The organism is Apibacter sp. ESL0432, assembly GCF_019469225.1.
In the GTDB taxonomy this organism is placed as follows: domain Bacteria; phylum Bacteroidota; class Bacteroidia; order Flavobacteriales; family Weeksellaceae; genus Apibacter.
In genome coordinates this window covers 1,191,471-1,206,953 of the sequence record NZ_CP048266.1, presented here as the reverse complement: position 1 = coordinate 1,206,953, position 15,483 = coordinate 1,191,471, and the positions used below count along the sequence as shown (strand labels likewise).

Here is a 15,483-nt window from a genome sequence, read left to right as displayed (position 1 = left end):
TAGCATCCTTTTTTTATATTAATTAAATTTAGTTGAAAATTATATTTTCAGAAATGTTTTAAAATTGTTTAAAATAAAAATGGTACAGAATTAACTTCCTACTATTCTTTGTTTTTATATTATTTATATTTTTATATTTCAAAATTTATATAATATAGAATTTTTTATCATACATATAATTTTGTAGATGAAAAATGATTTTTATAACAATTAAATTAGTGTAATAAATTATATTGTAACAATTTATTGAATTGATAGACCAATAAATTTCCAAGATTTAATCTTAAAATAAAGAGAAAGAATGTATCTAAATTTTACCTGTCATGTAACTAATATTATAGTCAATTAATAAACATCTATGAATAAAAAGATATAGTAAGTAAAATTAATTTATTTTTGCGCTCTTAAAACTAGGATTAAATGAAAAAATCTGTGAATAAAAATAATATCATATGGATTGATAATCTTAGGGCTGTTTCGGCTATAGGAATTATTTTATTGCATGTGGCAGCCAGAATGAGCCATCATTATGGAAGTGTTCCTAATAAAAGCTGGTGGATATCAAACTTTTATATTAATATAGCCCGATTTGGTGTACCGGTTTTTGTTATGATGACCGGTTTATTATCATTGGGAAAACAATACACTTTTAAACATTTTACCAAAAAATTATCGAGAATATTAATACCGTTTTTATTTTGGAGTTTAATATATATTTTCTTTAAAATACTAGGTATTCATTATAAAGATCATGTGGATCTGGGATTTAGATTTGTTATTGATTATACCTATCTAGAATTGGTTTCGGGAGCGAGTTATCATATGTGGTACATTTACATGATTATAAGAATTTATCTATTATATCCGATTATTAATCAATGGATTTTAGATAGTAATCCCAAACAACAATTATATTTTATAGTCGTTTGTTTTTTAATATTTTTAATTTTCTATACTTTCTTTAGTACTGTTTATTTAGTTAACTATATAAAATTATATTCCGAATTCTTGGGATATTTAGTATTAGGATATTATTTAGTAAGAAGAAAATATGAATATAATGTTAAATATTATGTTTATGTGTGTCTAATTATTTACTTATTGTCCTATTTAGGAATTTGCTTTGATACCTATTTAACGTCAAAAATGAACAATTTTTATATAGAGCAATATAAGCCCTGGGATTTATTTCAAGCTATTTCTGTTTTTCTACTTTTCTTTTTAGTTCCGATTTTCAATAAAAAAAGTAAAATATTATCATTTATTAGTGAATACAGTTACGGGATATATTTAATACATGTATTAGTTATGGCCTTAGTTGAACAATTCGGCCTAAGCGCTTATTCTTTTAATCCTTTATTTTCTATTCCAATTACTACCTTATGCACTTTACTAATTTCTATTATCATATTATATACTTTAGATAAGATACCTTTAGGAAAATATATAGTTAAATAGTACATTTGTAGGTATTAATGGAATAATGGAAAAAACATCAGAACAATTTGATTCAGTAATTTCGGTTTGTAAGGAATTATTTATAAAAAAAATGATTGATTACGGATCGGCTTGGAGAATATTACGATTGCCTTCCTTAACAGATCAGATATATATCAAAGCCAATCGAATTAGGACTATTCAGGAAAAAGGAAATCAAAAAATTTCAGAAGGAATCGACGAAGAATTTTTAGCGATAGTTAATTATTCTATTATGGCATTGATTCAATTGGAAAAAGGAATTGCAGAAAATCCTGATTTAAATTTAGAAGAGGCTGTACAGCTTTACGATGAAAAGGTTAGTCAGGCTAAAAACTTAATGATGCATAAGAACCATGACTATGGTGAGGCTTGGAGAGATCTGAGAATAAGTTCTATTACAGATTTAATTTTGCAAAAATTATTGCGTATAAAACAAATTGAAAACAATGAAGGCAAAACATTAGTTTCCGAAGGTTTAGACGCCAATTATTTTGATATTCTAAATTATTCTGTATTTGCTTTAATTCTTCATCAGGAAATTAATTAATTGTTGTTACATGAAATTTTTAACTCAATTTTTTAGAATACTTGTTGGAGTAGTTTTTATAATATCCGGTTATGTTAAAACTATTGATCCCATTGGATTTTCATATAAATTGGAAGAATATTTTGGAGAAAGTGTATTTAATCTGCCGAGCTTACATCACTTAGCACTTCCGTTGTCTATATTTTTTGTAGTTTTTGAAGTAATGTTGGGTGTATTTCTTTTATTGGGAGTTTGGAAAAAATTTACACTTTCTTCTTTGTTATTATTAATAATTTTCTTTTCATTTTTAACTTTTTATTCTGCATATTTCCACAAAGTAACTGATTGCGGTTGCTTTGGAGATGCGCTTAAATTAACGCCGTGGACTTCATTTGGAAAAGATATTGTTCTTTTGGTAATGATTTTAATCTTAGTTTGCGGTTCAAAATACATCCGCTCTGTATTTTCTGTAAAAATTAATTGGATAATCATAAGTGTTTCTTTTGCTATCTGCTTATGGACTGTTTATCAAGGGATTGCCCATTTACCCATCATTGATTTTAGACCTTATGCTGTGGGAAAAAATCTTAAAGAAGGTATGAATGACGGTGAACCGGAGCAAAATATAATTATATATACACTCAAGAATACTTCCAATAATGAGATTAAAAAAATGAATTCCGAGGAATATATCAGTTCCGGAATTTGGAAAGACACCCTAACGTGGAAGATCAACGATACTTCGGTTAAAATTTTAAAAGAGGCAAAATTACCTTCTGTTCACGATTTTACAGTAGAATGTTTAGGAAATGATATAACGCAAGATATTTTAGATCAAGAAAAAATAGTGATAATTACTGTGCCATTTGCAAAAAAACTTAGTATTATTGAACGAGCTAAATTGAGAAAAATCACTTTTCAATTTAAGGAGAAAAAACTTAATTTTGTTATTTTAACGAATGATCCACAATATTTGAATCCTTTATCTTCATGCATTACAGATCAAACAACATTAAAAACAATTAATAGAAGCAATCCCGGGGTATTAATATTAAAAAGAGGAATAGTTGTTGCCAAATACAATGGCAATGATTTTCCAACCGTGAATGAAATAGAAAAATTATAAACTTAATAAACATACATATGAGAAAAAAAATTGTAGCCGGAAATTGGAAAATGAATAAAACATTGCCTGAAGCTAAAGCTTTATTAGCAGAAATTGACTCATTTATTCAATCTAATTCACCTAAATGTGAAGTTGTTGTAGGTATACCATTTATATATTTAGAAAATGCCAAAGCTAATCATAAAAATGTACAAGTTTTTTCTGAAGATATTTCCGAACACAAGTCGGGAGCATATACAGGAGAAATTTCCGCAGAAATGCTTACCTCTATTCAGGTAGACGGTTCAATCATTGGCCATTCTGAAAGAAGACAATATCATAAAGAAACAGACGAACAAATAGGAGCTAAAGTTAAAATAGCTTTAGATAATGGTTTAACCCCTATTTTTTGTAATGGAGAATTATTAGAAGAAAGAAAAGCAGGTAAACATTTTGAAGTAGTTAAAAGACAAACCGAAATTGCTTTATTTAACTTATCAGCTGAAGAAATCGTTAAAGTAGTAATTGCCTATGAACCGGTTTGGGCTATTGGTACCGGCGAAACAGCTACCCCGGAACAAGCGCAAGAAATACATGCATATATCCGTTCATTAATTGCTGATAAATATGGAAAAGAGGTTGCTGATTCAGTATCCATTCTATATGGAGGAAGTGTGAAACCGGATAATGCTAAAGAAATTTTCTCAAAACCGGATGTTGACGGTGGATTAATCGGAGGGGCTTCTTTAAATGTTAAAGACTTTGGATCATTAATCAATACGTACAAAGAAATTTAATTACATTATAAAATAAGTTTTAAAAAAACAGATTCAGTTATTTGAATCTGTTTTTTTATTTGGTTTTATAGAGTATGAAATACCTTAAATACTAGTAAATATCAATATTTTTACGTATATTTGTAAGCATTTCTTGAAATAAATTAACGATTAAAAAATGAGTGAACAAAAATATACTGCAGATAGTATTCAAGCGCTTGAAGGAATTGAACATGTACGTATGCGTCCCTCCATGTATATTGGGGATGTGGGAGTTAGAGGATTACATCATTTAGTATATGAGGTAGTTGACAATTCCATTGATGAGGCTTTAGCCGGGTATTGCGATACTATTAATGTAAGTATAGGAAAAGATAATTCTATAACGGTAAAAGATAACGGTCGAGGTATTCCTGTAGATACCAATAAACAGACGGGATTGTCTGCTTTAGAATTGGTTATGACAAAAATTGGAGCAGGAGGGAAATTTGATAAAGATTCATATAAAGTTTCCGGTGGATTGCATGGAGTGGGAGTGTCCTGTGTCAATGCATTATCTACTGAATTGATTGCTACCGTTAACAGAGACGGTAAACAATACCAGCAAAAATACTCTAAAGGGGTTGCATTAACTTCTGTTGAAATTGTTGGAGTTTCCACCCATACAGGAACTTCAGTAACATTTATTCCCGACAGTTCAATTTTTACCGAAACTATTTATAATTACGATACATTAGCCACTCGTCTTCGTGAACTTTCATTTTTGAACAAAGGAATTACTATTACTTTATCAGATGAACGTGAAGTAGATGAAGAAGGCAACATTAGATCGGAAGAATTTTATTCTGAAAGAGGATTAGAGGAATTTGTCGAATTTATAGATGAGAACAGAGAACCCTTAATGGATGAAATCATCCATATGGAGGGAGAGATTGATGAAATACCGGTTGAAGTTGCTATGAGATATAATACTTCGTATACGGAAAATATTCATTCATATGTAAATAATATTAATACCCATGAAGGGGGAACGCATTTAACCGGGTTTAGAAGGGCGTTAACCAGAACCTTGAAAAAATATGCCGATGAAAATATTAATTTGGCAAAAGAAAAGGTTGAAATTACCGGTGACGATTTTCGTGAAGGTTTGACTGCTGTTGTTTCAGTTAAAGTCATGGAACCTCAGTTTGAAGGACAAACTAAAACTAAATTAGGTAATTCGGAAGTTAGTTCTGCTGTAGATAAAATAGTTGCCGAAATGTTAACTAATTATCTGGAAGAACATCCTAATGAAGCAAAACAAATTGTTCAAAAAGTTCTTCTTGCAGCAAAAGCGCGACAAGCGGCTAAAAAAGCAAGAGAACTTGTACAAAGAAAATCTCCGTTAGGAGGAAGCGGTTTGCCTGGAAAATTAGCTGATTGTTCTTCACGTAAAGCAGAGGAAAGTGAATTATTCTTAGTCGAAGGAGATTCAGCAGGGGGGACAGCCAAACAAGGTAGAGACAGAAACTTCCAAGCGATCCTTCCATTGAGAGGTAAAATACTTAATGTAGAAAAAGCTGTTAGCTATAAAGTATTTGAAAGTGATGAAATAAAAAATATTTATACGGCCTTAGGGGTATCTGTTGGTACAGAAGAAGATTCCAAAGAATTAAACCTTTCTAAGCTGAGATATCACAAAGTGGTAATTATGACCGATGCGGATGTAGACGGTTCTCACATTACAACTTTAATATTAACCTTTTTCTTCCGTTACATGAAAGAAATGATAGAAAAAGGATATATTTATATTGCAACCCCTCCTTTATATTTATTGAAAAAAGGAAATAAAGAATATTATGCCTGGGATGATAAACATAGAGAGGAAATAGCTTCACAATTAGGTAATTCTCAAGGTAAAGGTTTTACCGTTCAAAGGTATAAAGGTTTAGGAGAAATGAATGCTGAACAGCTTTGGGATACGACTATGAATCCTGAAAAAAGAACGTTGAGACAAGTTACTATCAATAATGCATCTGAGGCAGATCGTATATTCTCCATGTTAATGGGAGATGATGTACCGCCACGTAGAGAATTTATTGAAAAAAATGCTGTTTATGCAAATATTGATGCTTAAAATATTTTAACATTTATATATAATAAAAAAGCCTATTTTTATTAAATAGGCTTTTTTTATTAGTAATATTTTAGATTAAACTTGGTACACTTCTGAATGTATTAACTTTATAACATTTATTTCCTCTTTATCTAATTGTATTTCACGAAGAGACATTAATTTCATTGGATAACTTTTACCATCCTGATGATAGGAAGGTTGTTTATATTCAATTTCATTCCATAATTTGAAACCTAAACGTTCATAAAAATTAATTCGACGTATATCCCAATGTGAAGTTGGAGGTTCCACTTCAAGTACAATAGGTTGTGAAATTTTTTCTATGAATAGTTGCATAATCTTACTTCCATATCCTTTTTGTCTATAAATAGAAGAAATCGCAAAATGTTCAATAAATGTAAAAGTATTTAATTTCCAGTAAGTAATGAAACCGATCCTTTCGTTGTCTTTTATACATAATAATATTTTAAATTTATCTTTATAATCTTCATAAAGTTTAAACATTTGATCCGTAGGCCTCCTTTCTTCAACAGGAAAAGATTTTGTATAATTATTTTCGACAAATGTAATTTCATTTTGATCTAAAAGATTTAATTTTTCAAGTTTCATATTAATTTATGGAATTTTATTTAAAATTGAGAGAAAACACTTTTATTAAAAAATTGAATATAATTTATTTCAAAACGATCAAATTTATTAATGATTATCAAAATAATCTGAAGAATGATAATCTTTTTCTTGATCAGTTGTATTTAAATTTTCATTGTTATCAGTACTAATGGTAGCAGAATTATTATAATTAGTATTGGGTTCACTTTCAGTTGAAATATTATTTTCACTCTGATCATCAGTAGAAACTTTACCTTCTAGAGTGTCTAATTTGTTTTGGAAACCTTGAATGACCAATGTTTGAGAATTTAATTCTTGATCAATGTCTTTATTACGGTTTTTTAAAGTTTGTAGCTCCGCTTCATTTAAAATTATCCTTTCTTTAATTTTAGTTAAATTATCTTGTTCTTTGTCAGAAATTTTGGAGTTGGCTTTTAAGTCAATTTTATTGTAATCGTCACGAATAATTTTTTCTAAATATAAAATTCTATCGGAATTACGAACTTTTTCTTTAGTAAGCTTTATGGTAAAACTTTTCGCATTCGTTAAATCATCAATTACACAAGATTTTTGAATGTCTAACTTAAATTCTTCAAGAATTGGGATTGCTAATTCTTTTTCAGTAGTATTTGAATTGATGAAAGTATTGGATAAATTATGAAAAGAAGTGAATATCGTCATACTTTTATCATCATTATATTCATATGCAAAATTTCCTAACCAGCTTTCACCATTTGGTGAAAATTTAATATCCGAACCATACACTTTATTAACAATTCCACCTTTCACTTTACCTCCTTGTTTTTTGATAAAATTCTTCCAAGTATTTACTAGGACTTCCTTATTACAAATTGGTAATGTAAAACTTAAGGATTCCATAATCTTGTTTTTTTCTGTATATGAAGATTCTTCAATAGTTTGAGAATGTGCAAAAGCACAGATAAAACTTAAAAGTATAATAGGTGTTTTATTCATCGTTTTAAAGATTTAATATAATGGGCTGCAATTTCCTCACCTGAACTAACCGATTTTATAGCCCATTTTATTTTTAAATTAAGTTTTTGAATTTCAGTTAACTGCCAATTTAAATGACTATCTTCCAATTTCTTTCTCATTTCATAAAAACATATTCCGGCTGCTACAGAAACATTAAGACTTTCTGTAAAACCTAACATTGGAATTTTAATACACGCATCAGCATAATTTAAAGTTTCTTCATTTATACCTTTAAATTCAGTACCGAAAATTAAAGCTGTTGGCTGAGTTAGTTGAAAATCATAAATATCTATAGCATTTTTTTCAGGAGAAACTGCTACCAATTGATACCCATTTTCTTTAATCTCTTTTAAAGATTCCAGATTTGAAGACTTATAAGATATATCAATCCATTTATCGGCTCCTCTTGCAACAGTACTTTCCGGCTTAAATTCATTTCTGTTTTCCAGGGCAATCAATGATTGAAACCCAAAAGCTTCCATACTTCTAACTATGGCACCGGCATTACGATATTGATACAGATCCTCTAGTATCGGAAGTACATAATTTGACCTGTAATTAACCAAATTTTCTATTTTTTCAAATTTTTCTTTTGATATAAAATCTGTTAAATAGTTATATAAATCCAAATTATTCAAAAATTCTTTTGAAATCATGTTTCAAAAATAACAATTAAAGCTGTTAATATTTTCATAAATTGCAATTTTAAACCGAGAAATATAGATGAAACGTAAGATTTTATTAATTTATACAGGAGGAACTATAGGAATGATCAAAGAGTATAGTACCGGAACACTAAAACCTTTTGATTTTAATGCGCTATTAAAGCATATACCCGAGATAAAACTAATTGATGCAGATATAGATATCAACGTATTTGAAAAACCTATTGATTCTTCAGACATAGATATTCTTGATTGGATTACATTAGGCAATATACTTGAAAATTCTTATTTCAAATATGACGGATTTGTAATATTGCACGGTACTGATACGATGTCCTATACTGCTTCTATGATGAGTTTTATGTTACAAGGATTGAAAAAACCTGTAGTATTTACGGGATCTCAATTGCCAATTGGTGAATTGCGAACAGATGCCAAAGAAAATTTGATAACTTCAATTTATTATGCTTCTTTATATGAGAATGATAAGCCTGTTATCAACGAAGTGTGTATTTATTTTGAATATAAATTATATAGAGCAAACAGAACAACCAAATTCTCAGCAGAACATTTTGATGCTTATATTTCACCCAATTATCCTAAATTAGGAGAGTCCGGCGTTAATCTTGGAGTTTTTAAAGAATATCTTTTAAAACCTAGTCATACAGATTTTAAGGTAAATAAAAATCTTGCTAATAAAATTGATATATTCACATTTTTTCCGGGAAAAAATAAGTATTTATTAGATCGAATGGTTTCAGACAATGATCTAGAAGGGATTATCTTAAGAACCTTCGGTTCGGGAAACATTCCTTCCGACAAAGAAACCTTAAGAGCCTTACATAAAGCCAAAGAGTTAGGAAAAGAAATTATAGTTATTACACAGTGTGTAAGAGGAAATGTAAATTTTGGAAAATATCATAATAGCCTCATATTTAAAGATTTAGGAGTAATATGTGGTTATGATATAACAGTAGAAGCTGCCACAACTAAGCTAATGCATTTACTCGGACAAAATTTAAAAGGTAAAATACTCAAAAAACAGTTTGAGGAAAATTTATCCGGTGAAATAACTAATTAAGATTAATTAATTTCAACCATTATTTTAGTCTTTAAAATAATTAAAATTGCTTGTAAATTAGGCTTATATATTTCTTTCTTTCTTTCTTATAACTTACTTTTATTATAGTATATAAATATAACTTTATATACAAAATTATAAATATTAATAAATAAAATTATTTTACAACAGTATCATAAGTAAACATTATCAATATACTTATGATGATATATTAATAAAATAAATACCTTTTTAAATTAATCATTAACTAATAAAAAATGATTAAATAACAATAGAAATAGTGTGTTTATATTAGAAAAAGTAAAAATAAGAAACTCCTAAATTAGATGTATTATGAGATTTAAACCATTTTCCATGCTTTGAATACACTTTATTATTATCATATATATTATTTAACCCCCAATTATATCTGATACCTATTTCATGTTTACGGGCAAAGCTAATTCCACCTCCTAATCCTGCTGAAATATCAAATTTTGAAGCTCCTCCGTACCATTTTTTGTCTCGGTGTTTATTTTTTTCATGAATTAAATAACCAACCTGTGGACCGGCTTCTATAAATAATTCATGTGTTTCTTTTCCTCTACAGCAAGGAGGGAATATAAAATCTCCAAAATAGAACTTAACCATCAACGGAATGTTGATATAAGTCTGATAAAATTTAACATTAATATCTTTACCATCTTTTTCTCCTTGTTCAGAATAAACTATTTCCGGTTTGAAAAACCAACTATCGTTGAAGTCATTAAAAGGAATTTGTGCAAACAAACCTACAGCAGGTGCAAAAATACGCGTTTCTGAGTGTCTATGCACATTTCTGATATTTGTAAATTGCAAGCTCCCTTTTACACCAAATTGAACTTGCGATTTTAATGTAGAAAAACTTAAAAATAAAATTACTACATAAAAAATTTGTAAATTTTTAATCATTTTATGAAATATAACTTGTAAATATTTTAAAGATATTAATAAACTTTTATAAAAAATTTAACATTTGCGCAAATATAATCATTATTTTAAAATATAAAAATGAAAATAATCTTAGAAAATATCATTAAATAAATATAAAATATATGTAATAATTAAAGATTATTTATTAGTATTTTATATCATTTATTTGTAATAAAATAATAAAAAATATTTATAAATAACTTTTTAAATTTAATTTATTTCTTAATATTTAATTTATATGCGCTTAAAATAATTATTTTTTAAATCTAACATGTAAATTCTTATAGAAGTATTAAGCTTCCCATAACTTACATAAAATATTTTTTTAATTTAAAAAATAATATTTAACAGTATAAAATTATAAAAAAAAAAATTATTATAAAAAGCTTTTACAATAATTTTTTTAATTATGAGAAGTATATTTTATTATTTTTAAATTATTATCATAAAAATAATTAAATAATATAATATTTAGTTAAAAATTTAAAACTATTATATTTAAATTAGTTATTAATAATTTATATTAAATAGTAATATTTAATTTTTTGTATTAAATTTAATAAAAAAAAAAATCTAAATACGATTAGTTTTATATTTTATATTTATAAATATATGTTTATTTATAAATGTGTTTATTAATATAAAAATAAATGTTTTTTATTGTTTATATTTATAATATTAAAAATTAAGTAGGGGGAATATTGATTTTTTAAAAAATAATAGTATTTTTGCGTAAAATTAACACTAATAAACACCTTATGAAATTTAGAAGAATTATTTCCGCTCTTAATTTAGAAAATTCCTTATTGTTTATTGCTTTAACTTTATTTTATTGTTTTGCTAAAATGTTAAAAATAGCAACTTCTTAAAAACATATTATATTTACCATAATATATAGATATTATCTTGAATTTTAGTTGAATATAGTTTTTAAATATATATATGGCTAAAACTTTAAAGTGATTATAAAAATTTTAAGCTTAAAAAAATAAAGGGAATATGATATCATATTCCTTTTTTTATGATTTTCAAAATTTAAATTAATTAAAATTTAAAATTATTACTAATGAATGCTTAAAATTTAAAAAATATTTTAAATTTTTTTGATATCGTAATAGATGATGAAGTTTTATTTAGTCTTTTTTTGTTAAGAACTTATTTTATTTATAAAAAAATTTTGTTACCAATGTAAAAAGTTTAGCAAAAATAATCTTTGAATATGGCACTGGCAAAAATTACCTCATTTGTAAAGTCGTAAGAAGTGGTTAAAATTTAATCAATTAATATTTCATTTATATATTTTGGTAAGATTTAAATCTAAATCGCTATTATATAAATCTCTTTAATTTTATTTTCAAATAAGTAATATTTGTAAAAATAATATTTTTATTAGAGATAAAATAAAGTAAATTTTATATATTTGAATTCAAAATTGATTAGTATGAAAAAGATATTTTTAGTTTTATTTATTTTAATTTATACAGTTTCTTTTGGACAGAGCGCAAAAGAAATGCTTAAAGAAATACAAGGTAAATGGAGTTTAGACGATAATAATAATGTTACCGTTGTTAGAATCATTGAAGTGCCAAATATGAGCAAAAATGAAATCTACCAAAGGGCATTAAATTATTTTACATATAATTATGTAAACGGGTCATCAGCAATTCAGACCCAAGATAAAGAGGCTGGAGTTATTGTTGGCAAAAGCCTTTATAACAATGTACATAAGGGTATCAATATCTTCACGATGAACGTTAATGCAACGTATATATTGAGAATAGATGCTAAAGAAGGTAAAGCTAGAGCTATGGTAACACTTTTACAATATGAAAAAAAAATAGTTAGTAGAAATACGGCACCAAGTTATACAACAACCAATATTGCCCAAGAATATCCAATAAATCCTAATGGTGCGAATAAAACAATTATGGCTAAAGCATTTTATAAAACATTCAAAAAAGCCAATGTTACATTAGAAAACTTAGAAAAAACTATTAAAGAAGGTTCTACATCAAAAGATATAGAAAATTCTGATTGGTAAATTTTTAATTTTGTGACACATCATAACCATCAAAAATTTAATCCGTTGAATTATCAGCGGATTTTTTTTTACTATTTGTACAATGTAAAATTTGTATTTCTTATATTTAATATAATTATTATTATGTCCTTGTTGAAGATGATTTACGGAAATACCTTTACCTATTTCTCATTCAAATTTTACACTACCGTCTCCGGCATCACTGACTTCCGCAATTGAAAAAAAATTTTTTTAATCATTTTTTTTATCTTTAGATTCTTTTATGGTTGCTTTAATGGGGATTCTTTCAGAATTTTACAAAATCCAACTATCTAAATAGTTTGTTTCTTCTTTCTCTTTATTTAAAAATAATTCTAATATGGCTTGAAATTTTTTTGTGTCCGGATCTCTTGTCATACATCTGAAAATGAGTTGTAAATCGTCATTAGTTTGGTCTCTCATAATATCTACTTACTTTTAATTAGTTATAATGTAGCTTTTGTTTTTATATTTATTGATGAAGGGTATTGTCTGGATATAAAACCGTTGCCCAATATTTCCTCTAAGTTCTCTTTAGGTGTTTAGTATTATTTTCCATTGTTTCATCAATTTATTTAAGTATTAAAATAATATTAATTTCTAAAAATTTATTTTTAGGATGGCCTATGAAAGTAATGGATTTACTATTGCTGCTGTCTTTAAAGAAAGGCATAAAAAATAAAATATTACTGTTCGTATCGGTGTTTTTTGGAGGCTGCTTTGGCACCGACATTAAAAACGGATGAACACCAACCATAGTCGTTGGTATAAGCTATAATTATAATTTTATAAGGCTTTAAATTTATATTTATTTATGAGAAAAAATAGATTGTTGTATTTTAAATCATGAATTTTTTGGTCACATAAATCTTTTATTGTAAATTTGTATATATTTAAATTAGACATTAGAAATTTGACATATTAGACATAGAAAAATTAATTGAACATTCTAAATCACTCTGAATTACTCAATACAGAGTGATTTTTTATATTCTAAAGTAAATTTTTATTATGATGTAGAATATTCAAATTCCTAATTATTATATTAAAGATAATCTTTAAAAATTTATTTAATAATAAATTAGTACAATATCTTTAATACAAATTGTAATAAACTTTTGTTACAAATTTAAAATAGTGTAACAAAAATTAGGAGAATATGGCACAGGTGAAAAAACGTAAAAAAGCACCATAATCTGTATAAAAACAAGGAAACCCTCTATATAAGCGAGTTTATTAGCAGAGAGGATGGTCTCTTTCTAAAATATCGTAACATTGTTCTATAAGATCTTATTTTTATTTATATATTACGGTAACGGTTTGATAACACTCCTAAAAAAGAAAAACTACAATTAAACATTGATTAAACCGATGTATACTATCGTACGTTCAGTGTAGTTTTATTCAAGCTTTTCGCAAGTATCTAAATATAGATATTTGCGCCTTGCATTAAATTTATAACTCTTCCTATTAGTTAATAGGAGGTAACCCCAGCTCTTTTAGAAATTCATTATGTTTATCCGTATTTGTTTTTATTATTTTGTTTATTGATATCAATTTTTTATTTACCTCTTTTAAATCAATTGGTACTTCATCATCTGATATATCTACATATCTCGAAATATTTAGGTTATACCCATTTTTCACAATTTCTTCCATCGAAACTTTACGAGAATATCGTTCTATTTCATATCGGTGCTGATATGTTTCGACAATTTTATCTATATGTTTATCTTCTAATGAATTTTGCCTTTTACCTTTTTCATAATGTTCACCGGCATTAATAAACAAAATATCATCCTCTTTTTTACATTTTTTCAAAACCAGAATACAAACCGGAATACCTGTTGAGTAGAATAAATTGGAAGGTAAACCAATAACCGTGTCAATATTATTATCTTTTAATAGCTTAGTTCGTATTCGCTCTTCTGCTCCTCCACGAAATAAAACACCATGAGGCAATATAATAGCCATAGTACCTTCTTTAGCTAAAAAGTGAAATCCGTGTAATAAAAAAGCAAAGTCAGCTGCTGATTTTGGCGATAACCCATGGCTTTTAAAACGAAAATCTTCTGCCAGAGTATCGTTCGGTTCCCAACGTAAACTAAAAGGAGGGTTAGCTACTATCGCATCAAACTCAATCTTCTTAGAAGGATTCATTTCGTTCAATATATCCCATTGGTTGAGCAAAGTGTCTCCATGGAAAATTTCAAACTCGGTGTCTTTCATGCCGTGTAGAAGCATATTCATACGTGCCAAATTGTAAGTCGTTACGTTTTTTTCCTGCCCGTATATTTTCCCTATAGTACCGCCATTTTCCCTTAATTTGGTTCTTACATTTAATAGTAACGAACCCGAACCACAGGCAAAATCCAATACTTTGTCTAATTTAGATTTTGGACCTCTTACAGGGTCTTGAGTATCTAAGATAACAATTCGGGAAAGAATGGTTGAAATTTGTTGAGGAGTATAAAACTCTCCTGCCTTTTTTCCTGAACCGGCGGCAAATTTTCCAATCAAATATTCATAAGCATCTCCAAGAGTATCGGTATCTGTAGAAAAATCAGCAATGCCTTCGGCTATTTTTGTAATTATCTTACAAAGCTTATCATTTCTTTCTTTGGAAGTTTTTCCGAGTTTTTCCGAGTTCAGATTGATTTCAGAAAACAAACCTTTAAATGTGGTTTCAAACGATTCGTTTTCAATGTAACGAAACCCTTTTTGGAGTGTTTCCAATAAATCATTATCTTGAGTACGAGCTAGTTCGGTAACATTACTCCATAAATATTTCGGTTTGATAACATAGTGAACTTTTCTACGCATCTGCATTTCAAAATTTTCTATATCCTCTTGGTTTTTGTCGTACCAGAATTGTAAAGGGAGAGGTACAATAAAATCATCTCGGTTATCTTTAGAAGAACTTTCGGGATAATCTTTTCCTAATTCCTTTTTGGCTGCTTCTTCATAGTTAAAAGACAGATACCGGAGAAAGAGAAACGAAAGCATATAATCACGAAAGTCATCCGCATTCATGGCTCCTCGCAATTGATCTGCTATAACCCAAAGTGTATCCCCTAATTTATTTTTATCTTGTTGTGTCATACTGTTTCTGTTTTAAGT

Annotated in this window: 13 protein-coding genes; 7 read left to right on the top strand and 6 right to left on the bottom strand. The window is 27.4% G+C overall.

Features of this window, described 5'->3' with window-relative positions; genetic code table 11:
* Positions 1-420: 420 nt before the first annotated feature.
* The 5 genes from GYM73_RS05070 (at position 421) to gyrB (ending at position 6,002) form a co-directional block, all read left to right on the top strand.
* Positions 421-1,458 carry an acyltransferase gene (locus GYM73_RS05070; RefSeq protein WP_220233165.1) on the top strand — a complete coding sequence of 346 codons (1,038 nt, stop codon included), beginning with the start codon at positions 421-423 and terminating at the stop codon, positions 1,456-1,458.
* 25 nt (positions 1,459-1,483) lie between these two features.
* Positions 1,484-2,026, top strand: coding sequence for a DUF1599 domain-containing protein (locus GYM73_RS05065; RefSeq protein WP_220233164.1), 543 nt, complete (start codon positions 1,484-1,486; stop codon positions 2,024-2,026).
* A gap of 10 nt (positions 2,027-2,036) precedes the next feature.
* Positions 2,037-3,131, top strand: coding sequence for a BT_3928 family protein (locus tag GYM73_RS05060; RefSeq protein WP_220233163.1), 1,095 nt, complete (start codon positions 2,037-2,039; stop codon positions 3,129-3,131).
* A gap of 17 nt (positions 3,132-3,148) precedes the next feature.
* Positions 3,149-3,907, top strand: a complete 759-nt coding sequence (gene tpiA, locus GYM73_RS05055) for a triose-phosphate isomerase (RefSeq protein ID WP_160556681.1) — start codon at positions 3,149-3,151, stop codon at positions 3,905-3,907.
* 157 nt (positions 3,908-4,064) lie between these two features.
* On the top strand, positions 4,065-6,002 hold the full coding sequence (gyrB, locus tag GYM73_RS05050) for a DNA topoisomerase (ATP-hydrolyzing) subunit B (protein ID WP_220233162.1): 1,938 nt from the start codon (positions 4,065-4,067) through the stop codon (positions 6,000-6,002).
* 75 nt (positions 6,003-6,077) lie between these two features.
* On the opposite strand, the gene GYM73_RS05045 is transcribed toward gyrB, so the two are convergent.
* From GYM73_RS05045 to GYM73_RS05035, 3 genes are all read right to left on the bottom strand, one after another.
* Positions 6,078-6,611: a GNAT family N-acetyltransferase gene (locus GYM73_RS05045; RefSeq protein ID WP_220233161.1), complete on the bottom strand. Its 534-nt coding sequence runs from the start codon at positions 6,609-6,611 to the stop codon at positions 6,078-6,080.
* Between the two features lie 87 nt (positions 6,612-6,698).
* Complete coding sequence (locus GYM73_RS05040) at positions 6,699-7,586, bottom strand: hypothetical protein (protein WP_220233160.1); 888 nt, start codon at positions 7,584-7,586, stop codon at positions 6,699-6,701.
* On the bottom strand, positions 7,583-8,263 hold the full coding sequence (locus GYM73_RS05035; protein ID WP_160565080.1) for an RNA methyltransferase: 681 nt from the start codon (positions 8,261-8,263) through the stop codon (positions 7,583-7,585). Before GYM73_RS05035 ends, GYM73_RS05040 begins: the two co-directional genes overlap by 4 nt.
* 67 nt (positions 8,264-8,330) lie before the next feature.
* Here GYM73_RS05035 and GYM73_RS05030 point away from each other — a divergent pair, with 67 nt between their 5' ends.
* Complete coding sequence (locus tag GYM73_RS05030; protein WP_220233159.1) at positions 8,331-9,353, top strand: asparaginase; 1,023 nt, start codon at positions 8,331-8,333, stop codon at positions 9,351-9,353.
* Positions 9,354-9,644: 291 nt separating this feature from the next.
* Here GYM73_RS05030 and GYM73_RS05025 read toward each other — a convergent pair whose 3' ends face one another.
* Positions 9,645-10,283 carry a porin family protein gene (locus GYM73_RS05025; protein WP_160543261.1) on the bottom strand — a complete coding sequence of 213 codons (639 nt, stop codon included), beginning with the start codon at positions 10,281-10,283 and terminating at the stop codon, positions 9,645-9,647.
* 1,462 nt (positions 10,284-11,745) lie between these two features.
* Here GYM73_RS05025 and GYM73_RS05020 point away from each other — a divergent pair.
* Positions 11,746-12,345 (top strand): DUF4468 domain-containing protein, encoded by a 600-nt coding sequence (locus GYM73_RS05020; RefSeq protein ID WP_220233158.1) that lies wholly within the window; start codon positions 11,746-11,748, stop codon positions 12,343-12,345.
* Between the two features lie 294 nt (positions 12,346-12,639).
* On the opposite strand, the gene GYM73_RS05015 is transcribed toward GYM73_RS05020, so the two are convergent.
* Both GYM73_RS05015 and GYM73_RS05010 read right to left on the bottom strand, forming a co-directional pair.
* Positions 12,640-12,786 (bottom strand): hypothetical protein, encoded by a 147-nt coding sequence (locus tag GYM73_RS05015; protein WP_160543263.1) that lies wholly within the window; start codon positions 12,784-12,786, stop codon positions 12,640-12,642.
* Positions 12,787-13,833: 1,047 nt separating this feature from the next.
* A complete protein-coding gene (locus GYM73_RS05010; protein ID WP_220233157.1) occupies positions 13,834-15,465 on the bottom strand; it encodes a type I restriction-modification system subunit M in 1,632 nt (543 codons plus the stop codon).
* Between the last annotated feature and the right edge of the window lie 18 nt (positions 15,466-15,483).